This window comes from Pseudomonas sp. B21-051 (assembly GCF_024748795.1).
In the GTDB taxonomy this organism is placed as follows: domain Bacteria; phylum Pseudomonadota; class Gammaproteobacteria; order Pseudomonadales; family Pseudomonadaceae; genus Aquipseudomonas; species Aquipseudomonas putida_A.
In genome coordinates, this window is the sequence record NZ_CP087166.1 from 346,184 (window position 1) to 366,091 (window position 19,908).

The following is a 19,908-nucleotide window of genomic DNA, read 5'->3' on the forward strand; positions in this document are numbered from 1 at the left end:
TATTTTTAATTCAAGGCTAAATGAAGTATTAAGCGATACTAGGAGTGAGTCATAGATTGGGCGAGTATAGGCGAAATTTTTATCACACCTATTTAACAAAATGACGATAGTGGAATATCTACTATAAAATAGGGTTTTTGTTTTTTGAAAAAATTCGTTCTACCTCGTCACGCAAGGGGCGAAAGAAGAATTTCCTCCCGAGTAGAACTAAGCATTCGTGTTCTGGGTCTAGTAGTTTGAATATTTTACCAGTGGGGTCGTCAGCCAATGTATGTGAATCAATAATAGGAGTAGGAAAAAAGTAACCAGCATCATTTGATATGACATATGTGTCTAGCTTTTCATCAAAGTGCTCCCAAGCGTTTCGAAGTTCTCTATCTGCTAAAGGTGAATTGTCAGCTATTTTATAATGCTTCCGTAGCTTTTCTCCTCGCGCTAGTCTAAGCGCGTGTTGACTATTCTTTTTTCCACTGGGCGATGGCCAGAAATAACGAGATAGTGCTCCGATGTGACCGACAGCATCTTGAACCGAGCTTATTAAAGATGCTGCGTCTGCGACATGTTCGATTAGATGGTCGTACAACTCAAACGCTGCCAAGGCCCGCTCGGCGGAATAGGATATTGACAGTGCATAAAATGAAATATGCATAGGCTGAATGCCGCCACACATGTCTAGAGTTAACTTTGCTCTCTGTTCTAACTCTTCTGGATCTAGTTCACTCATGTGAGCAACCCTTGTATGTATAGCTATTATGCTAGTCAGCAAGCAACCGCCTAGCAGTTGGACTCAAGTAGGGAATGTCTCGGCGGTAGCCGTAATGTCATAAAATAGTACTTGTAGCAAGATAACAAGTGACCTTTGGACCATCACATCGAACGGACATTTGGTACTAGTAACGCACGTGTGATGGCATAAGGCAACTGCAGAAAAGGAGGGTTTACTATCGTCCACTTTTGCTGCTTGCGACCCTTAGGAAAAACGCTCGAGTAATTTTTTGGTTATGGTTGAGAGCAACGCTGACGAAAGGTAGGACGTTGAAGCTAGGAGGGTGTATCTGGTGAGGGCCTATTTCCGAAAGTCGCGTTCAGTCTCGAGTGATGCTTGAGACCATGATCTTCCTAGTCGTAGGGCTATCAACTGAATCGTCAACCGGTAGTAGTAACGAGTTGAGCCTTTACAGCTTTGTAAGTAATGGTTCAGTACCCACACTAGGTACTTTCTCTGCCATCTCCACGGGTTATCCTTCCGCCAGCGACCCACAATCGCTGCTTGAATAATCTTGGCCTGACGAATATGTCGCGTCCTGGTCGCATGCGATCCGGTGAGCACGCCACTAAGGAAAAGCTCCATATCGAACGGCTTGGTCATTTTCGTCCCCCGATGTAGGCAGAAACGACATCGATTCGGCCATGCCCGAGTTCGTGGCTGATCTGCTGGCGGGCGACTTTGTCGAGATTGGGATCCCGTTGATAGCAATCGCCGCCGTTGATTGGGGCTGGGTAGCCAGTGATTTGTTCATAGCGCTCACAGGCATAGGCCGCTCTCAGTTCGTGAAAGCCTTTTAGCCGATGCTGATGTAGAACGTCGCGGACGGGCCGAACGGTCTCACGGATAAAGTCGGCATAGGTTTCGTCGCGAGCAAGAAGATTACGACTTTTATTCGGTGATACTACTTGGGCGAACTCTAACGCAGATCGTATCTGGTCGTTCACGGTGATCCAGCGGGGAACGGATGCCCCAGACCGACCGCCTTTGGTCCCCTCTTGAATGTTGATCTTCCCAATTTGCCTAGCTTCACGTTGCAGCCTTGGCAGGTCTGCCAAAATGGCCTCGCGCAGGCGAATTCCGGTTTCACGGGCTAGATACAGAATGGCAGCGACTCGATATTGCTGTTGGTCGCTGAGCGCCTCAACAACCCGCTCAATTTGCGCTCTGTCCTGGCCCTGCGGAGCCGCGCTGCGAACGCCCGAGCGCTGCATGCCTAATGCGCTACTCGGACTCGGTACTCTGACGTATTGATCACCGCGAAGCGCTGCCATTGTTCGGTTAACGCTGGACAGTCGGTTCTGCGCGGTGGCGATGCTCAGGTCACCTTGTTTGACCTGTTGGCGTAGGTGATTGGCATATTGCAGTAAGGTCGGTCTGTCTATCAGCCGAGCATCGTTGTAACCCGGTCCCTCTTCGGATCGGCACCACCGCACGAACGCCTGCCAGCGATCGCAATGCGCCTTGACCGTACCGTAATGCCCACTGCCAAACAGGTCTTTCAAAGCCTGCGGCCCGGCATAGCTCAGTTGCCGGCCATAACCAAAATTGCGGCCATCTCGCTTGCCCACCAGTGCCATGATCAAACTCCTCTCGAAGCCAAACCGTTGAAACCTTCCCCCACGTCATCCCGCCAAAAATGTTGAGTGTTATCAGGGATCAAGGCCCCTGCGACCTGTGAGGGTTGTCCACTAACGCGGGACTGACGGCTCTTTACGACCGTGAGCTTGGGCATCTCATGATCTGGCCTCCTGAACACTTCCGAAGAAGTGGGCGGGTGGAGGCTGCTCTGGCTGACGAAACCGACGCCGCGAGATCCTGAGTCGGGTGAAGGCAGCGATGCGATGACCGGGGCGTGCCTGACTGTCAGTCAGGTGCAGTCCATCCGTAGGCTGCGGCACCATCATCTGCATCGCTGTTGCTGGTGACTTCGGTGTTTGTCACGCCGATTGTCACGAGGGGAAATGCCGCAATGCCTTGTACGAGGTGGGCTGCAGCAGTGGTAGGAGCGCCCGTCTCTTTCCGGGAGAAAGAGACGGGCGCAGGTTGGCGCAAGGAAATGGCCAAGCGGATAGGTTGCTGCAGGGCAGCTATGAAAGGGGGTGAGTTGCCGCAGTGGGCACACCGGTAAAAGTAGGCATCCATCACATCGCTGTGACCGTGCGAGCCGCCGGACGCTAATCGCACTTTGGGTGAACCACCACGGTGTGGCGTAGCCTCAAAGGTTCTGGCTACCTGGGTTGCGGTCAACGACAGCGCTTTGCCCGATCTTTTCTACGCCTGTGGATAATTCGAACTAGGTTTCGAGTCCTTTGAGAGTTCTGCGGTTTTGCATGAAATTACCCACCGTGGGCATCTGTGGTTTACGCACCACATTTTGCGTTAGGCAGGCGTGTTCTCCTGCCACATCTCCGAGCAAAATGGCAAAAAACAAGACTACAGGCTCCCCTTACTCCAAACGCCATTGCGGTTGATCTTTCCAGTCGTCTGGAAACCCCATAAGTCTCAAATAACCCGGCTCTCTCTGGTCCAACATTTCAGCCAATTGAAACTTCCACTGGCTGTCTGGACTGATCAAATCGGTTAAATACGCCAGCATCGTCAGCACTATATATAGCCGCTGCTTAGGCTGAGGCCGGTCGCCAGGCGCATTTTGGATGACCCATTCCTTAGGTAAGGATGGTCGAATCGAGAGTTCACGGTTCCAAAGTCGTGAGTGGTGGGCGCAGCAGTTTCGGATGAAGGTCAGTGTGTGGAGCCAGGAAGCCAATACCTCGAATGGGAGATTGAATCTGCTCGCGATCGCTTTTTTGTCGACGCTTTTGCCTATGGCATTGAACAGGGTGGACACGGTTCCAAGGCTCAGTTCTTCCAGAACAGCCCAGGCTGGTGGCAACTCGGGATGGGAATAGGTCGATCCGTAGAATCGAAAATAGTTATCTCGTGTGCGATTTTCAATTCGCTGCTGCTGGATCTGATCTGCTCGGCTGCTCTTTTTTATACGATCAATCTCACGTCCAAGTTTGTTGCGTTCCTTGCTCAGTTGATCTCGCAGGGGCCGCAATAAATCCGAATGTGAGTATGACGAGGAGAAGATTGACGCATCAGCTATCCAGTCAGGCCCGTACTTCGGGCACATGTGATTGCTGATAGTCGCTCGTATGGCGACTTCGACACGTTCGATAGCATCCATGGTTATGCGTCGCAATGAGCCATCGAAGCGGTAGATGTCGACGACTGCTTTCAGAGTGCAACCAGGCTTGAAGGTGTGTTCAGGGTTCGTTTCCTGAAAAGGGCGCATGTAGGGGCTCAGGCGAAACAGCGTAACCACTTCCAGGAAACGCATGGCGCGGTCGTCGTTTGCGACTTGCAGGCCTCGTTGCTTTAGCAGTTCCAATTGCTGTTCTACGCTGAGGGCCGGCTTGTCGAAGGGCCTCATGTAGTTTTCTCCGGGCAAAAAAAACCCGCACGATTTGAGCTTGCTGACTGGGTCAACCTAGGCTTGGCGGGTGTGTTGGGGTGCATTATAGGTAGGTGCGAGAGCCCGTCAATGTTGGGCTGATGTGAAATTGTAACGGCTTGAAGCACGGGGGACGGAGTTTGAGATAAGGCGTCGCAGGTCTCGTCGCAGCAATGTGGAAACCTCTGCGGATTCCACGCCAGAAACAACAAAGCCCCTGCATTTCTGCAGAGGCTTTGTTTTGTATGGTGCCGGCACCAGGAGTCGAACCCGGGACCTACTGATTACAAGTCAGTTGCTCTACCAACTGAGCTATACCGGCGTGTGGGCGACGATTATAGCGATTGGGTTGGTTCTGTAAACCCCTGAATTCAGACTATTTTTACGCAGGTGCTGGATCAGGCGCAGCATGAGCTGTGTCATTGGGTGTCAAGCCACAAAATCGGGCGGTTCGACGTCAATCCAGCAGGCGAGTGTTGGCAGCATTTCTGCACCGTTGAAGCACCTATTTCAGCCGTTTATGTCCTTTTGATTGGAAGCTTATGCACAACGGATGGGCGCTACGGCGGTGTTGCAGGGGATTTTGTGGACACGTTCTCATTTTGTGCGCAAAGCCCTGTTTTACAGGTTTTTTATTTATATGAACAAAAAATGACCAATGCTGTTTTTGTCATGCAATGGCCGTGGATATTGGATCCAGTGGAAAATCATCAACAGAGTTATCCACAGGCTATAATGACTTCAAGCGCGTTCGGCCAACAGAAGAAAATTACGCGGAGTCAGCGGTGCGTCGCAGAAGGTGCCGAGGCGTACGACGTATCCCTGTTCGGCGAGAAAAATGGCTCGATCAAGATTCAGCCAAAGCTCCAGTGGTCGTCGGAACAATCCGCGCAGTAATTCCAGGTTGCGAACTTCGGCCAACCGCTGCCAACCGGCTGCTTCCAGTGCCTGCCAATCTGGCGTGCCGATTGTGGATAACTCCTTCAATGCAGCCAGATCGCGGCAGTAATCGGCGAAGGGTTTTTCCAGCCAGGCGCTGGGCAGGGACGGGGTGGGCAGGTATTCGTCTACTCCGCGCACTTGCCGTTGCAGCAAATCGAAAGCAAGGCGTCGAGCCATGGAGGTGTCGCGCTGACGTCGGACTCTTGCACCGGCGGTGACGGTTTCGCTCATTGGCAGTGCCAGATCTTCGAGCGAGAGCTGTAGGGCGGATCGCAAGCCCGCTGAGGACAATGCCTGATACTCGCTGCGATCGATCCGGTTGTAACAGCACGGGGCGATGGCCATCTGCTGACATCCGGCCGCGCTCGCCAGTTGCATCAGGCGCACATGCAGATTGCCGCAGGCGTGCAGGGCGACCGGGGTGTGCTGAGCATTTATAACGCTCGCTGCGTCTGCCGCCAGTACATCCTGCTCGACATGCAGGGCGTGTAAATGATGGCGCTGACTTAATGCCTGACCACTGGCGACCAACGCCGGATCGTATTCGACACAAGTCAGTTGTTGCCCCGTACCCAACAGGCGTCGGCCCAGATGTCCCTTGCCGGAGCACCAGTCCAGCCAATGCGCCGGCGGCGAGGCGAAAGACAAGCGACTGGCGAAGGCTTCGATTTGCTGCCACTTGCGCCCCGGCACATCGACATTCAATCGGTGGCCTGGGGTTTCCAGCGCATGCTCCGGCAACTCACCGACCGCGCTCAGCTCAATCGACAATGCCGCCAATGAGGCGAACGGCTCCGGGGCATCGGCGAGATCGGCGGGATGATTATGTGCACGCTCTGCATCTTCCAGCGAACGTCCGCGTAGCCACGAAGCCAATTCGGGGTAGGCGGTTTCCCATGGAAGCGAACGATGAGTGAACGGACGAGGTTTCCACAGCGCCTGATGCTCAATCAGAAAAGCATCCAGCGCAGTGAAGCGGGCGAGTAGGGCCTCGCCCGTCAGCACGTGGGAAGTTTCAACGCCCTTGGCAGGCATCGACGCGCAGCCAGCGCTCCAGCAGCTTGAAGCCGCGCACCAGCACGTAGGACATCAGCAAATAGAACACGCCGGCGGCGAAGAAGATTTCCACCGGCAGGTAGGTGCGCGCGATGATCGTGCGGGCCATGCCGGTCAGTTCCAGCAGGGTCACGGTGCTCGCCAGTGCGCTGGCCTTGAGCATCAGGATCACTTCATTGCTGTAGGCCGGCAGACCGATGCGCGCCGCACGCGGCAACATGATGTAGAACATTGCCTTGGGCTTGGACATGCCCAGTGCCCGCGCCGCTTCGATTTCGCCCGGCGGAATCGCCTGGATCGCGCCGCGCAGGATCTCGGCGATGTACGCCGCGGTGTGCAGGGTCATGGTCGCGGTAGTACACCAGAACGGATCGCGCAGGTAAGGCCACAGCGCGCTGTTACGCACTGCATCGAACTGCGCCAGGCCGTAATAGACGAGGAACAGTTGCACCAGCAGCGGCGTGCCACGGAAAAAGAAGATGTAGGCGTAGGGCAAAGCGCGCACGTACCACAGCTTCGAGGAGCGGGCGATGCCCAGCGGAATGGCCAGCAACAGGCCGGCAATCACGGCAATCGCCACCAGTTCCAGGGTCAGGGTCGCGCCCTGCGCCAGTTTCGGCAGCCATTTGATGATCACTTCCCAGTTCATGAAGCGCTCCTCGCGAAGCCGCGAGCGGCGCGTTTTTCCAGGAAGTGCATGCCGGTCATCGCCAGCACCGTCAGGCCCAGGTACATGACCGCGGCCACCAGATAGAAGGTGAACGGTTGTTTCGACACGGTCACGCCGATCTGTGCGTGGCGCATGATTTCTTCCAGGCCGATCACCGATACGAGTGCGGTGTCTTTCATCAGGATCATGAACAGGTTGCCCAGGCCCGGCAGGGCGATGCGCCACATCTGCGGCATGATCAGCTTGGTGAAGATCCGCCATTTCGACAGGCCCAGCGCCACACCCGCTTCACGATGGCCTTTGGGAATGGCAAGGATTGCGCCGCGGAACACTTCCGTGGCGTAGGCGCCGAAGCACAGGCCCAGCGCAATCACGCCGGCGGCGAAGGCGCTGAGTTGCAGGTCGGGGTTGCCGAAAAACTCACCGAGGCTGCGCATCAGGTTGACCGTACCGAAATAGATCAACAGCACCCAGAGCAATTCCGGGACGCCACGCACCAGCGTCGAATAAGTGCCGCCAAGCCATTGCAGCAGCTTGTACGGGGAAGTCTTGGCCAAGGCGCCGAGCAGACCGAGCACCAGTCCCAGGCACAGGGCCGTCAGCGCCAGTTTGACGGTCATCAGCGCACCGGCGGCGAGGGCCGGGCCGAATCCGTAGAGGTCGATAATCATGGATTTCTTTTCAAATCGCGGCAGGCAAGGCCGGGAGCCGGCGCCGTCGGATCACGGTGCCGGTCCCGCAGGTCAGATCAATAGATGCTGAACGGGAAGTACTTGTCGTTGATCTTCTTGTAGGTACCGTCGGCGACGATTTCCTTCAGGGCGGCGTTCAGCTTCTCACGCAGCGGATCACCTTTGCGCACCGCGATGCCGATCTTGTCGCTTTCCACGACAGGGTCGCCCTTGAACTCGTAGTTCTTGCCGGCGTCGGTTTTCAGCCAGTCGTAGTTGGCGTACTTGTCGGCCAGGATGGCGTCGACGCGACCTGAGGTCAGGTCCAGATAGGCGTTTTCCTGAGTGTCGTAGAGTTTGACTTCGATATCGCTACCGTAAGTGTCCTCCAGCCAGGTGCCGGCGAGGGTGGCGCGCTGGGTGCCGATGATCTTGCCTTTGAGTGCGTCCTTGTCGGTTTTGAAATCGACGTTTTTCGGCGCGATGAACTGCAGCTTGTTCGAGTAGTACGGGTCGGTGAAGTCCACCGCGCCCTTGCGCTCTTCGGTGATCGACAGCGAGGAGACCAGGAAGTCGAACTTCTTGGCGTTCAGCGCGGGGATGATGCCGTCCCAGTCGGAGGTAACCACGCTGCACTCGACTTTCATCTTGGCGCACAGGGCGTCGCCGATGTCTTTGTCGAAGCCGACCACGTTGCCGCTGGCGTCTTTGTTGTTGAACGGCGGGTAAGCCGCCTCGATGCCCATCTTCAGGGTCTCGGCCATGGCACCGGCGCTGAAGGCGAGGGTGACGGCAGCGGCCAGGAAGACCTTTTTAAAATTCTGCATGCATGTTGCTCCGTTAGCGGTTGCTGGACATGAATTGTTTGCAGCGCGCCGAAAGCGGGTTTTCGAACACCTGCTGAGGCGATCCTTGCTCTTCCACCAGCCCCTGGTGGAGGAACACCACTTCGCTGGAGACCTGACGGGCAAAGCCCATTTCGTGGGTCACCAACAGCATGGTGCGGCCTTCTTCGGCCAGTGCGCGGATGACACTAAGTACTTCCTGAACCATTTCCGGGTCAAGGGCGGAGGTGGGCTCGTCGAACAGAATCACCTTCGGCTGCATCGCCAGCGTGCGGGCGATCGCCGCGCGTTGTTGCTGACCGCCGGACAGTTGCGCCGGGTAGGCGTGGCGCTTGTCGGCGATACCGACCTTGGCCAGCAGCGCTTCGGCGACTTCGATCGCCTCGGCCTTGCTCTGGCCGAGCACGCGGCGCGGGGCCTCGATGATATTGTCGAGCACACTCATGTGCGGCCACAGATTAAAGTTTTGAAATACAAAACCAATCTCGGAACGCAGGCGGTTGATCTGCTTGCCATCAGCGGCAACCAGTTCGCCATTTTTGGCGGGCTTGAGCTTGAGTTCTTCACCGGCCACCAGAATCTGACCCTGGTGCGGGTTTTCCAACAGGTTGATGCAACGCAGGAACGTGGACTTGCCGGAACCGGAGGAACCGAGGATCGAGATCACATCGCCGTCGCGGGCGGTCAGCGAGATGCCTTTGAGCACCTCAAGCTGTCCGTAGCGTTTGTGCAAGTTGCGGATTTCAAGCGCGGGCGTGGCCTCAGCCATGTGCGTTCCTCATATATGTTGCGCTCCTGCTGTTGGCGGGCCTTCCTGGCGAGGCGGCCAAGCTAGCATAGCGTTTCAATGGCAGCCAACAGCGCTACGGGCGGTAAGCGGATGGCGTGTGGCAGGTTGTCGCATCGGCACAGCAGACTGTCGCCCCATCAACAACCGAACGGGTGTTTGATCGTGAAAACCCGTGGGCGTTGCGTAAAAAAAGGCGCGATGTTGCCAGCTTTGGCGGGGTGTTGGAAGCGCTATCCGGCTGAACGTACACGATTCGCCCTTTTATTGTGCATCCCGTACTTTTTCAGTGTGTTTCTGGTGCGCTGATTCGTCTGAAAAGTGAGTCGCCGGGTAACGCTCTGGCGAATAGCCATTAATCTCAAGGACTTGCGATGACTGTCCGGTCGCGCGCAAAACCGCGGCCCAGAAGAGTTTGAAACATTTTGGCGCAATAATTGCGTGCAGAATCTGGAACGCCCTGTTGGTTTCTTTTTACGAGAAGGAAAACCAGACAGGACGGACGCAATCGCTTTCCTCGCAAAGGTAGTTCCGATGAGCAGTACCCCAAGCTCCAATGGCCTCGAACAGGGGCTCAAACCGCGTCATGTGACCATGTTGTCGATCGCCGGTGTTATCGGCGCCGGTCTGTTCGTTGGCTCCGGCCACGCGATCGCTGCCGCCGGCCCTGCCGTGCTGCTGGCCTACGCCGCCGCCGGTACCCTGGTGGTGCTGGTGATGCGCATGCTCGGTGAGATGGCTGTCGCCTCGCCCGACACCGGTTCGTTTTCGACATACGCCGACCGTGCCATCGGGCACTGGGCCGGTTTCACCATCGGCTGGTTGTACTGGTGGTTCTGGGTATTGGTGATTCCATTGGAAGCCAACGCCGCCGCGACCATCCTCCATGCCTGGTTCCCGGGGATCGAGATCTGGGCGTTTGCACTGATCATCACCATGCTGCTGACGGTCACCAACCTGTTCAGCGTGAAAAACTACGGTGAATTCGAATTCTGGTTTGCCCTGATCAAAGTCCTGGCGATCATCGGCTTCATCGCGCTGGGTCTTGCGGCCGTTTTCGGTTTCCTGCCGAACAGCCAGGTCAGCGGTGTTTCGCACCTGGTTGATTCCGGCGGCTTCCTGCCCAATGGCATGGGCGCGGTGCTGGGCGCAATCCTGACTACCATGTTCTCGTTCATGGGTACCGAAATCGTGACCATCGCGGCCGCGGAATCGAAGAACCCGGGCAAGCAGATTTCCAAGGCCACTAACTCGGTGATCTGGCGGATCGGCCTGTTCTACCTCGTATCGATCTTCATCGTTGTGGCCCTGGTGCCGTGGAACGATCCTACGCTGGCCAACCTCGGTTCCTACCAGACCGTGCTTGAACGCATGGGCATCCCGAACGCGAAAATGATCGTCGACATCGTGGTGCTGGTCGCGGTCACAAGTTGCCTGAACTCGGCGCTGTACACCTCGTCGCGCATGCTGTTCTCCCTTGGCAAGCGCGGTGACGCACCGGCGATGTCGACTCGGGTCAACAAAAGCGGTACGCCTTACTGGGCCGTCATGCTGTCGACCGGCGCGGCGTTCCTCTGTACCTTCGCCAACTATGTGGCCCCGGCTGCCGTGTTCGAATTCCTGCTGGCCAGCTCCGGCGCCATCGCGCTGCTGGTGTACCTGGTAATCGCGTTCTCGCAACTGCGCATGCGTAAACAACGCATGGCCCGCGGCGAGAAAATCGTCTTCAGCATGTGGCTGTTCCCGGGCCTGACCTACGCGGTGATCATCTTCATCGTCGCCGCCCTGACCATCATGCTGTTCCAGGAAGCCCACCGCGTGGAAATCCTCGCAACCGGTCTGCTGAGCCTCATGGTCGTTGCCGCAGGCCTGCTGGTGGCACGCCGCCGCAAGCTGGAAAACCGTGGTGCGGTGGTGTTGAACTGATCCGTAACGCGTAATGCAAAACGGCCGCTGTCAGTGATGACGAGCGGCCGTTTTTGTTTGTGAGCGGTAATTTATTCGCTCTTGTCTTCCTGCGCTTCAACCGACTTGCCGTAAGTATCCAGCGCAACCCCGAAATCGGTGATGAACTGTGGCTCAGTCAGCCAGGCCTGGGCGGTTTCGATGTCCATGCCGTCGGCCCACATGCGGTAGTCGATCAGCATGTCGGCGGCCAGGTGAGTGGCGGCCATGCCTTCGTTCTCGGCGTTTTCCATGTCCAGCAGTTCTGGATGGTCAACGATGATGAACGCCAGTTCGCGCAGCAGGGTCAGCAGCATTTCGTTGTGGCTGACGGCTTCGGCATCGCGCATTTTGCTGAACATTGCGAGGGTGTATTCCGGGATCGGCTCGTCCAGATGCCCGAGATTGTCGTCCTGATCCAGCGGCTTACGGCCGACCATGCGGATGTGCTTGGCTTTGGCCTTGGCGCGTTTGGCGCGTTTCTGTTGTTTGTTCAGGGATGCCATGGGAACTCAGTTCTTCTGTTGGGTTTGTGCGGCAATCGCGTCGGACGCCGCCACATAGTCGGCCTGGAAGGCTGGGGATTCGATCCACGCCAGGGCGCCGGCTTCGTCGGTTTCCTGCGACCACTGGCGATACTCGATCAGCGCGGCGAGGATGAAGTCCATTGCGCCTTCTTCGCCTTCCTGCTCGTAGACCAGCTCCAGCAAAGGGTCTTCGAGGAATGCGGTGCACATGGCTTGCTGGCTGATCTTCTCGGCGTCGATCATTTTCTTGAACAGCTCGGTCAGGTCCACCGACTCGAAGTCGATGCGGTCATCGTTCGGGTCCAGTTCGACCGGCGTCTCGGCGCGTTTGGTGCGGTTCTGCTTGGCCTTGGTCTTGGCCCGGGCGGCGCGTTTTTGCTGCTTGTTGGCGGAGGCCATGGTGTGTTCCGTCGTGCGTGGAAAGGGCTCAACTGCGTGGCACTGTCCGCCCGGGTGTAGCGGGGGCCAGCTCGCCGGTGTGCAGCCAGGTCAGAGCGATGGGCCATAGTGTGGCTTGGTATGCGCTGCGAAAAAAGGCGAAATGTCCGACTTGTTGTTCGCCGATGTCCTGCGGCTCGATGCGCAGGTGGGTTTTGCGCGCATGACTGAAGTAGCCGAGCAGGCGTTCGATGGCCGGGATCGTGCCGTAAGGGTCGTCGCTGATGCTGATCGCCAGGGTGCACGCGCGGACATTGGCGAAGGGCAGGCGACCGCTTGCCTTCAGCAGTCGGCACCCACTCGGACGCTGCTCGTAGCGCGCGGCAGGCGTGCTCCAGTCGCTTACGACGCCTGCTGGCGTGTCCTCCAGCCAGCCGAGGCGTTTGCCCGGGAAATAGCCACAGAGCCACGTCAGCAGCGGCATCAGCAAATGCCATTTACCAAACATGCGCCAGCGCTGTGCCGGCGCATAGTCGCGCCAGTAAGCGAACTGCGCGCCGACCGTCACCAGCCGACGAATGACCTGCCCGGACTCGCCGAGCCCAGCCGCGCAACCGCCGAAGCTGTGGCCGACCACATCGATTGGCTGGCCGGGAAACTCCCGTTGCGCGCGTTTGAGCATCGCCTCGAAATCCAGCGCGCCCCAATCGGTCCATGAGGCCTCAAGGCCTTTCAGGGTTGCCGGACTCGATTCACCGATGCCTCGGTAGTCGTAGGTGATCACGTCGAAGTCGTTGGCGAACAGGTAATCGGCGAAGCGCGAGTAGTGGCGGCAGCGGACCGAGGTGGCGGCGTTGATGATGACTACCGGGCGTTGCGCATCGGGCAGGGCGTGACGCCAGGTGAAGCCGCCGAGCACATAGCCATCGGCGGCAACGTCCTTGAAGGCCTCACCTTGTTCGCCAGTCAAAACCGATGACGTTGACTGTTTGTCTTGCGTTGCTGGCGCATCCTGACAGCTCATCGCTTTCGACCCTTTCGCGGAGCTGTCAACAATAGCCTTCGCGCCACACGGGAACAATCCGCCGTTTCTATTCAGCGGATTGCAGGAGCAGGCGTTCTTCGATCAGAGCCTGTTCCCGATTGAGTTCGGCGCGCAGCTCTTCCTCACTCGGCAGTATGGTTTTGTAACTGCTGGCGAACAGTTGCTCATTGCCCTTGAGCATTGAGTAACGCGCGACCGAGTCATTGCTCTCTGCACACAGAATGATCCCGACTGTCGGCTTGTCGCCTTCGCTACGCTTGAGTTCGTCGTACATGCGCACGTACATGTCCATTTGTCCGACGTCGCGAGCGCTGAGCTTGCCGCGCTTGAGGTCAATGATCACGAAGCATTTGAGTACGTAGTTGTAGAACACCAGGTCGATGTACAGATCGTCACCATCGGTGCTGATGCGTTGTTGTCGAGCGACAAAGGAAAAGCCTTTGCCAAGTTCCAGGAGAAAGCCCTGCAGGTGGTCGATGAGAGCCTGTTCGAGACGACTCTCCCTGACTTTGCCAGCCGACGGTAGCCCAAGGAATTCAAGCATGACGGGATCACGTATGAACTCGCGCGGATGGGGTTTCATGGCTGCAATGTTGGTGGTGGCTTCCTCGATCACATCGGCCTTGTCCCGACTCATCAACAGTCGCTCGTAGTAGAGCGTATTGATCTGGCGATCAAGGGCGCGGCTGGACCAGTTCAGGTTGGCAGATTCTTCCATGTACCAATGACGAGCCTTGTCACTGGTGACGCCCAAAAGCCGCCGATAGTGTGTCCAACTCAATTCGGAACGCACTGCGTTCCAAATGGGAAACAACTGATAAAAACTCCGCATATAGCGCAGATTTCGATCATCAAACCCCTTCCCGAACTGCGCCGTCAGATCCTTTGCCAACAAGGCCAGCAATCGCTTGCCATACCCCGCCCGCTGCGCCCCTTGCTGTTCAAACTCGACAATATGCCGGCCGATCTGCCAACAGGTCTGGACTTGAATCGTATCAACCGCACGCAGCACTTTTTGCCGCGCCTGGCGGATCAGTTCGCCCAACTCTCCCAGCAATGAATCGATTTTCGGGTCTTGCGCATCATCAGGTTTTAACGGGTTCATCGAGTCTTCCGCATCATTGGAAACAGACGCAAAAGCATGCCGGGATTCACCGCTCGGCGATGTCGGGCGAGCCTGTGAAGTCAGCAGGAAGGCGGGATGGGTAGTGCAGGACATTGCCGGCAAAAGGCGTATTGATAGCAATGGTCTGTAGTCCATTTCGTACATGCGCCAAGTACCAATCAATCTAAAACAAGCCTTGCGGTGCCAAATCTAAAAAAGGGTAACGATTGGGTTCTTCAGAACCCGGGAGTCGCCATCATGAAAAACATTCGTTCATTCATGCTGCCGCTCGCTGCTGTCGGTTGGCTGCTGTTGCCTGGCATGTCCCAGGCCGCCAACCTGGAACCGGTCGACAGTGCCGGCGTGCAAGTCCAGCAACAACAGCAAAACGGCATCAACTACCTGTCTGGCGGGATTGGCCTGGACGAGTCAAAAGCCATTCAGCAATCCACTGGTTACAACCTGCACATGACGTTCGCGGTGGGCGCGCAAGACCAGTACACCGCTGATGTCGATGTGGTGATTCAAAAGTCGCCGGGACAAACCGTGCTGACCCTCACCCAAACCGGCCCGCTGGTGTACGTGCAATTGCCGCCCGGTAAGTACACGGTGGTCGCCACGCGCAATGGCGAAACACGGCGTGACGTGACAGACGTTGGTAGCGGCACTGCGCGCAATCTGGTGTTCCACTGGAATGACGCTGGATAACGTCGGATGTATTGAAGAATCGAGGCGCGGGTACAATCCTGCGCCTTCCTTTACCCCCGCGCACGCTTGGCCTTCTGCTTGTCGCCGGGCTCGCGCGCCATTCGGTAAATCCATAATCCAATCCAGCCGACGGCTATCAGGAATACGGTGCCGACGCACTGCGACACGATCTCGAACCAGAACATTCGGGGTTGCAGCGCGAGGGTGTAGGTATGGCGTGGGCCCGATCGGTTCCAGGTAGTGATGGAGCCGCTGATCAAACTGTGGATGATCAGATAAGTCGACGCGGCGATGAGGAAGGCGATCAGTACGCCGACCAGCACCGTCAGCCAGAATGCAATCCGGCTCTGGCGATAGGGCGGCGGATGGGGCAGGGGGACGCGGGTTCTTTTCTGGTTCATCGAGCGGATGACCCTCTTCCATAAGGTGCGGCCAAAGTAGCGCGGATCGCCTTTGTTCGAAACCCGTCGCGCATTTGCGCAGCCCAGAAAAAAGGCTGGATTGAGCCGTCGTCAAATCGCAGGCATAAAAAAACCCTGAATCTTGCGATTCAGGGTTTTCGGTATTTGGTGCCCAGAGACGGAATCGAACCGCCGACACGGGGATTTTCAATCCCCTGCTCTACCGACTGAGCTATCTGGGCAACGGGGCGCATTAAAAGGGTTTTTCGGATTTACGTCAACGACTTTTTTAAAATTTCTTAAATTAATTCCGTCGCTTACGATCCACCCCCGGATTTTGCGGGTTTACTCTGCGGGCGGAACGTAGCCTTCGGCCTTGGCGTATTCCTCGCCGGAGAAGTACTTGTCCATTTCGCCCTGCAGATATTTGCGGTCTTCGGCGTTCATCATGTTCAGACGCTTTTCGTTGATCAGCAGGGTCTGGTGCTTCTGCCAGTCGGCCCAGGCCTTGGCCGAGACGTGGTCAAAAATATCCTGTCCTTTGGCGCCCGGAAAAGGAGCGCGGTCCAGCGCGGGCAATTCTTCTTTGTACTTGCGGCACATGATGGTGCGGGTCATGACGACTCTCCTGCGTTCAATACGGCGGCCGCGCGTTCGAGCAAGGTTTTGACCGGGGCGGCAAGGCCCAGGCGCGGCGGGGTGGCGAGGTTATACCAGAGCCAGTCGGCCTCGGCCACGTGGTGGCTGGCCTCCTGTACCTGAACCAGCCAGGGTTCGATGGACAGCTGGAAATGGCTGAAGGTGTGAACGAGGCTTGGCAGCGCCTGCTGCTCGCCCATGGTCAGCGAGTGCTGATCGGCCAGATGTTGCAGGTCGTCGAGGTCATCGAGTTCCGGCAGGCTCCACAAACCGCCCCAAAGCCCCGTGGACGGGCGGCGATAAAGCAGAATCGCGCCTTCTTCGTTGGCGAGCATCGGCATCAGTGTGCGTTTCTGTGGAATGGCCTTGCGCGGTTTGGGGATCGGGTAGCGTGTCTCCAGTCCGAGCATGTGCGCCTCGCAGCCCTTTTCCAGCGGACACAGCAGGCAGCTCGGTTTGCTGCGCGTACACAACGTGGCGCCGAGGTCCATCATCGCCTGGGTGTAGGCGTTGACCCGATCGTGCGGCGTGAAACGCTCGGCATTGGCCCACAGCTGCTTGGCGACCTTCGGTTCACCCGGGTAACCCTCTTGCGCGGTGAAACGCGCCAGAACGCGTTTGACGTTGCCATCGAGGATCGGCGCGCGCAGGCCCATGCTGATGCTGGCGATGGCACCGGCGGTGGACAGGCCGATCCCCGGCAGGTCGGTGAGCTTTTCGACGTCCCGCGGAAACTCGCCGCCGTACTGGCTGACGACGATCTTCGCGGTCTTCTGCAAATTGCGCGCGCGGGTGTAGTAACCCAGCCCGGTCCACAGGTGCAACACTTCGTCCTCAGGCGCCTCGGCCAGCGCTTGCACGGTTGGCAGCGCGGTCATGAAACGGTCGAAGTAATTGAGCACGGTGCTGACCTGGGTCTGCTGCAACATGATCTCCGACACCCACACCCGGTACGGATTGATGTCTTGCTGCCAAGGCAAATCGTGGCGGCCGTGGCGGTCGAACCATTCCAGCACCGCCGTGGAAAACTGCTCCGCTCTCATCGCTTGAACAGCCCCTTCAATGCGTTTTTCAATTCCGGGCTGACCTTGTCGCCGAGTTTTTCATCGATCTTCTCGCTGAGTTTGTCACCGGCCATTTTGGTCGCGACCTGGCCGAGACGTTCGTTATCCACACGGCAGGCCTTGGCGCCCAGCTCCAGCGGGCCACGGCAGCGCAGCGGCCACTCGATGCCGACGAATTTCTCGCCGACCTGACAGGCCGGATCCGGCATCGCGCTGGTGTCGCCTTCGACGATGATGCCGACGCGGTAATCCATGCCCAGCACCCGCAGGTCGACGTCGCCATCGCCGTTGACGGTCATGCCGGGGATGCGCACTTTCAGGTCGGGGTTGCTGGCGATACCGTTGCGGAAGGTCAGGTTGCCCTTGAGTTCCTGGAACGGCGTGTCCTTGCCCCGCGGCTCACCGCTGAGGGTTTTGCGGTTGAGGGTGGCGATGCCTTTGCACAGTTGCTGTTCAAGGTTGGCGTTGAGCAGCACACCGTTGTTGATCACGAAACTGGCGTTGCCGTTGAGGGTTTCGATCAGTGCCTGCTGGCTGTTGCCGCTGCCGGTGAGGCTGCTGGTCAGTGTGACCAGACCTTTGACCGGCGGATTCTTGCCCTGGCTTTCGAGGATTTTCTCGGCCGGTACGCGGTTGATCCTGGTTTGCAGGTTCAGCACCGGCGCACTTGGGCGTACGTCGAGGGTGCCCTTGGCTTCGAAGTCGCCGTTGTACAGGCCGCCGCGCAGGTTTTCCAGAGTCAGCAGGCCGCCCTGGCCAGTGGCTTTGAACGCGGCATTCTGAATCGGCAGTTTGTCGAGGGTCAGTTGGCCGAAGGTCAGGTCGGCATCGACGTCGAGTTTGGCCAGACGCTCGACCGGCAGCAGACGCTCGGTGCTCCAGGCGCTCTTGCTTGGTTTGTCCGGCAACGGTGTGCTGCCGGCGCCGGCCATGGCATCGGCTTCGGTGCTGGCGACTTCGGCCTGACGCACTTGCGTGGCGTTTTTGGCTTTTTCCGATTTCGGCGGCAGGTAGCGGTCGACGTCGAAGGTGTCAGCCTTGAGGATCGCGCGCAGCGACTGCTTGGCGAAGTCCTCAACGGCAATGCGTCCGCTGAAGCTGCTGTCGTCGAGTTTCAGGTTGATGTTGTCGAAGGCGACGCTGGTTGGCGTGGCGGCAACGCGGCTGACCAGTTCGACCTTGCTCAGGCTGCCGGGCGCCATGGCCGGCAGTGTCTGGCCGATGCTGTCGACAAATTTCGCCAGATCGAACTGGGCGATCGAGATCCCGCCAGTGATCTGCGGGGTCTTGTCGAGGTCGTTGGCTTTCAGCTCACCGAGCGCGCGCAACTGGTTGGCGGAGATCTTGATCCCGGTCCATTCGGCGACGTTCGCCGCCTTGTCCAGCAAGATCTGCCCTTGGGCGGAGAAGGTCATGGCCTTGCCCTGCAGCGGATCGCCGGTCAGTTCGCCGGACAATTTCATGTCTTCGAACTTGTAGCGCTGCAAGGCGCGCTCGATGCGCAGCTCGCCGTTGAGTTCGGTACGCACGCGCAGCACTGGCTGATTGGTGCTGAGGAACGCCGTGGCTTTCAGCGGAATGTTGGTCGAATCGTGTACCGCGCCGGTGCTCAGCTGGATGCTTTCGGCACTGTACTGCTTGCCGGTCTGCTCGTCGGTGTATTCAACACGGGCGTTGTTGACGGTCAGGCTGTCGATGTCGAGGCGGATCGGCTGCGGCGGTTTTTCCGGCTGGGCGGCCTCTGCAACAGGCGGGCTGGCAGGCGTCGGGCTGCCTGCAGGCGTGGCGGGAGGTGGCAGCTTGCCGATGTCTTCCCAGTTGCCGTGGCCGTTCTTGTCGCGTTTCAGGCGCAGGTTCAGGCCTTCGACGCGCACATCGCTCATCTGCACTTCACGGCGCAACAGCGGCAGCACGCGCACGGACAGGCCGAGCATCTGCAGGTCGGCATACGGTTCGGTCGGATTGATCAGGGTGGCAATGCTGGCTTCATGCAGTTCCAGGCCGAGCCACGGGAACAGGCTCCAGCCGATATCGCCATTGAGCGTCAGCTCGATGTGGGCCTTGTCGCGGGCTATCTGGCGGATCTCGTCTTTGTAGTCGTTGGGATCAAACAGGTGGGTCAGGGCGAAGCCCGCCGCCACAATGATCAGCAACAGCCCGAGAAGTACCAGACCCAGGATTTTGCCGAACGCTTTCATGGGCGAGTCCTTGTAGTTAGTCGAATTCGTAATTTAGCCGAGGAGTATAGCGCTGCATCCGCCCGGTTCGGGGCGCTGTCATGTCGCGATGACGTCCAGCGGCAATTGCAATTTGGTGGCCAGCGCCTGGGTTTCAAGGTGTCCGGCCGGTGCCAGCAGGCGCAGTTGCGCACCCGCTTGCGACGCCATTTTCTGCGCTTGGTTCACCAGTCGCTCGGCTACCCCACGGCGCCGGGTGACTTTTCGTACACACAAATGTGACAAGTACCAAATCCTGTCGTGCCTTGTCAGGCGTGCTGCACCGAGCAGGCGATCATTGAAACGTCCTGCAATCAAAGAGCCGTCAGCCAGGCTGTTTTCAATCAACAGGGCGTCTCCGGAGTACGGCGCGAACAGCCATTGCGGAGCGTCTCGATAGATCTTCTGCAAGTCCTGTTGATCCTGGTAACTGGCGTCTTCAAGCATTTGGACGATTACAGGCATTGGTGCCTCCTCAAAAGTGCCCCCTGTAGGAGCTGCCGCAGGCTGCGATCTTTTGATTTTGCCTTTCAAAACAAGAGCAAAAGATCGCAGCGTTCCGCAGCTTCAACAGGGGACGAGATCAGATGACATGAAAAAGGTGATATCAGTTTGGTTTTTCTGTCACGTGCAAATGGTAACCTTCGCCGGTTCGTCCGTCCTTCTGCGACTTAACGTCGCGCC

At 57.7% G+C, this 19,908-nt stretch carries 19 protein-coding genes and 2 tRNA genes; 2 read left to right on the forward strand and 19 right to left on the reverse strand.

Annotation, left to right across the window (positions count from 1 at the left end):
* Positions 1-121: 121 nt before the first annotated feature.
* The 9 genes from LOY52_RS01515 to LOY52_RS01560 all read right to left on the reverse strand — a co-directional run bounded on the left by LOY52_RS01515 (position 122) and on the right by LOY52_RS01560 (position 9,179).
* Positions 122-724 carry a hypothetical protein gene (locus LOY52_RS01515; RefSeq protein ID WP_258677915.1) on the reverse strand — a complete coding sequence of 201 codons (603 nt, stop codon included), beginning with the start codon at positions 722-724 and terminating at the stop codon, positions 122-124.
* Positions 725-1,365: 641 nt separating this feature from the next.
* Positions 1,366-2,346, reverse strand: a complete 981-nt coding sequence (locus LOY52_RS01525; RefSeq protein WP_258677917.1) for an integrase domain-containing protein — start codon at positions 2,344-2,346, stop codon at positions 1,366-1,368.
* 869 nt (positions 2,347-3,215) lie between these two features.
* Positions 3,216-4,205: an Abi family protein gene (locus LOY52_RS01530; protein WP_258677918.1), complete on the reverse strand. Its 990-nt coding sequence runs from the start codon at positions 4,203-4,205 to the stop codon at positions 3,216-3,218.
* Between the two features lie 267 nt (positions 4,206-4,472).
* Positions 4,473-4,548 (reverse strand) — tRNA-Thr (locus tag LOY52_RS01535).
* Between the two features lie 419 nt (positions 4,549-4,967).
* A complete protein-coding gene (locus LOY52_RS01540; protein ID WP_258677920.1) occupies positions 4,968-6,203 on the reverse strand; it encodes an SAM-dependent methyltransferase in 1,236 nt (411 codons plus the stop codon).
* The gene (locus tag LOY52_RS01545; RefSeq protein WP_007961692.1) at positions 6,184-6,873 is read right to left on the reverse strand and encodes an ABC transporter permease; all 690 of its coding nucleotides are present in this window, start codon (positions 6,871-6,873) and stop codon (positions 6,184-6,186) included. Before LOY52_RS01545 ends, LOY52_RS01540 begins: the two co-directional genes overlap by 20 nt.
* Positions 6,870-7,565 carry an ABC transporter permease gene (locus tag LOY52_RS01550; RefSeq protein WP_258677921.1) on the reverse strand — a complete coding sequence of 232 codons (696 nt, stop codon included), beginning with the start codon at positions 7,563-7,565 and terminating at the stop codon, positions 6,870-6,872. The genes LOY52_RS01545 and LOY52_RS01550 overlap by 4 nt, the downstream gene beginning before the upstream one ends.
* Before the next feature lie 77 nt (positions 7,566-7,642).
* Positions 7,643-8,392: an ABC transporter substrate-binding protein gene (locus LOY52_RS01555; protein ID WP_258677922.1), complete on the reverse strand. Its 750-nt coding sequence runs from the start codon at positions 8,390-8,392 to the stop codon at positions 7,643-7,645.
* Positions 8,393-8,405: 13 nt separating this feature from the next.
* Positions 8,406-9,179: an ABC transporter ATP-binding protein gene (locus LOY52_RS01560; RefSeq protein WP_007961695.1), complete on the reverse strand. Its 774-nt coding sequence runs from the start codon at positions 9,177-9,179 to the stop codon at positions 8,406-8,408.
* A gap of 552 nt (positions 9,180-9,731) precedes the next feature.
* Here LOY52_RS01560 and gabP point away from each other — a divergent pair.
* A complete protein-coding gene (gene gabP / locus LOY52_RS01565) occupies positions 9,732-11,123 on the forward strand; it encodes a GABA permease (RefSeq protein WP_258677923.1) in 1,392 nt (463 codons plus the stop codon).
* 71 nt (positions 11,124-11,194) lie between these two features.
* Here gabP and LOY52_RS01570 read toward each other — a convergent pair whose 3' ends face one another.
* The 4 genes from LOY52_RS01570 to LOY52_RS01585 form a co-directional block, all read right to left on the reverse strand.
* Positions 11,195-11,647 (reverse strand): hypothetical protein, encoded by a 453-nt coding sequence (locus LOY52_RS01570; RefSeq protein ID WP_258677924.1) that lies wholly within the window; start codon positions 11,645-11,647, stop codon positions 11,195-11,197.
* Positions 11,648-11,653: 6 nt separating this feature from the next.
* Positions 11,654-12,067, reverse strand: coding sequence for a hypothetical protein (locus LOY52_RS01575; protein ID WP_108590819.1), 414 nt, complete (start codon positions 12,065-12,067; stop codon positions 11,654-11,656).
* A 28-nt stretch (positions 12,068-12,095) separates the two neighbouring features.
* On the reverse strand, positions 12,096-13,070 hold the full coding sequence (locus LOY52_RS01580; protein WP_258677926.1) for an alpha/beta fold hydrolase: 975 nt from the start codon (positions 13,068-13,070) through the stop codon (positions 12,096-12,098).
* A gap of 67 nt (positions 13,071-13,137) precedes the next feature.
* Entirely contained in the window at positions 13,138-14,196 is a 1,059-nt protein-coding gene (locus tag LOY52_RS01585; RefSeq protein WP_258679817.1) for a YhcG family protein, read from the reverse strand.
* A 258-nt stretch (positions 14,197-14,454) separates the two neighbouring features.
* On the opposite strand from LOY52_RS01585, the gene LOY52_RS01590 reads away from it, so the two are divergent.
* Complete coding sequence (locus LOY52_RS01590) at positions 14,455-14,904, forward strand: carboxypeptidase regulatory-like domain-containing protein (RefSeq protein WP_123585610.1); 450 nt, start codon at positions 14,455-14,457, stop codon at positions 14,902-14,904.
* A gap of 50 nt (positions 14,905-14,954) precedes the next feature.
* Here the strand turns inward: LOY52_RS01590 and LOY52_RS01595 are convergent, their stop codons facing one another.
* From LOY52_RS01595 to LOY52_RS01620, 6 genes are all read right to left on the reverse strand, one after another.
* On the reverse strand, positions 14,955-15,305 hold the full coding sequence (locus LOY52_RS01595) for a hypothetical protein (protein ID WP_258677928.1): 351 nt from the start codon (positions 15,303-15,305) through the stop codon (positions 14,955-14,957).
* Between the two features lie 166 nt (positions 15,306-15,471).
* Positions 15,472-15,547, reverse strand: a tRNA-Phe gene (locus LOY52_RS01600).
* Positions 15,548-15,650: 103 nt separating this feature from the next.
* Positions 15,651-15,923, reverse strand: a complete 273-nt coding sequence (locus tag LOY52_RS01605; RefSeq protein ID WP_258677930.1) for an oxidative damage protection protein — start codon at positions 15,921-15,923, stop codon at positions 15,651-15,653.
* Positions 15,920-16,987, reverse strand: coding sequence for an A/G-specific adenine glycosylase (gene mutY, locus LOY52_RS01610; RefSeq protein WP_258677931.1), 1,068 nt, complete (start codon positions 16,985-16,987; stop codon positions 15,920-15,922). Before mutY ends, LOY52_RS01605 begins: the two co-directional genes overlap by 4 nt.
* Positions 16,984-19,206 carry an AsmA family protein gene (locus LOY52_RS01615; RefSeq protein WP_258677932.1) on the reverse strand — a complete coding sequence of 741 codons (2,223 nt, stop codon included), beginning with the start codon at positions 19,204-19,206 and terminating at the stop codon, positions 16,984-16,986. Before LOY52_RS01615 ends, mutY begins: the two co-directional genes overlap by 4 nt.
* A 78-nt stretch (positions 19,207-19,284) precedes the next feature.
* Complete coding sequence (locus LOY52_RS01620; protein WP_258677933.1) at positions 19,285-19,689, reverse strand: PanM family protein; 405 nt, start codon at positions 19,687-19,689, stop codon at positions 19,285-19,287.
* Between the last annotated feature and the right edge of the window lie 219 nt (positions 19,690-19,908).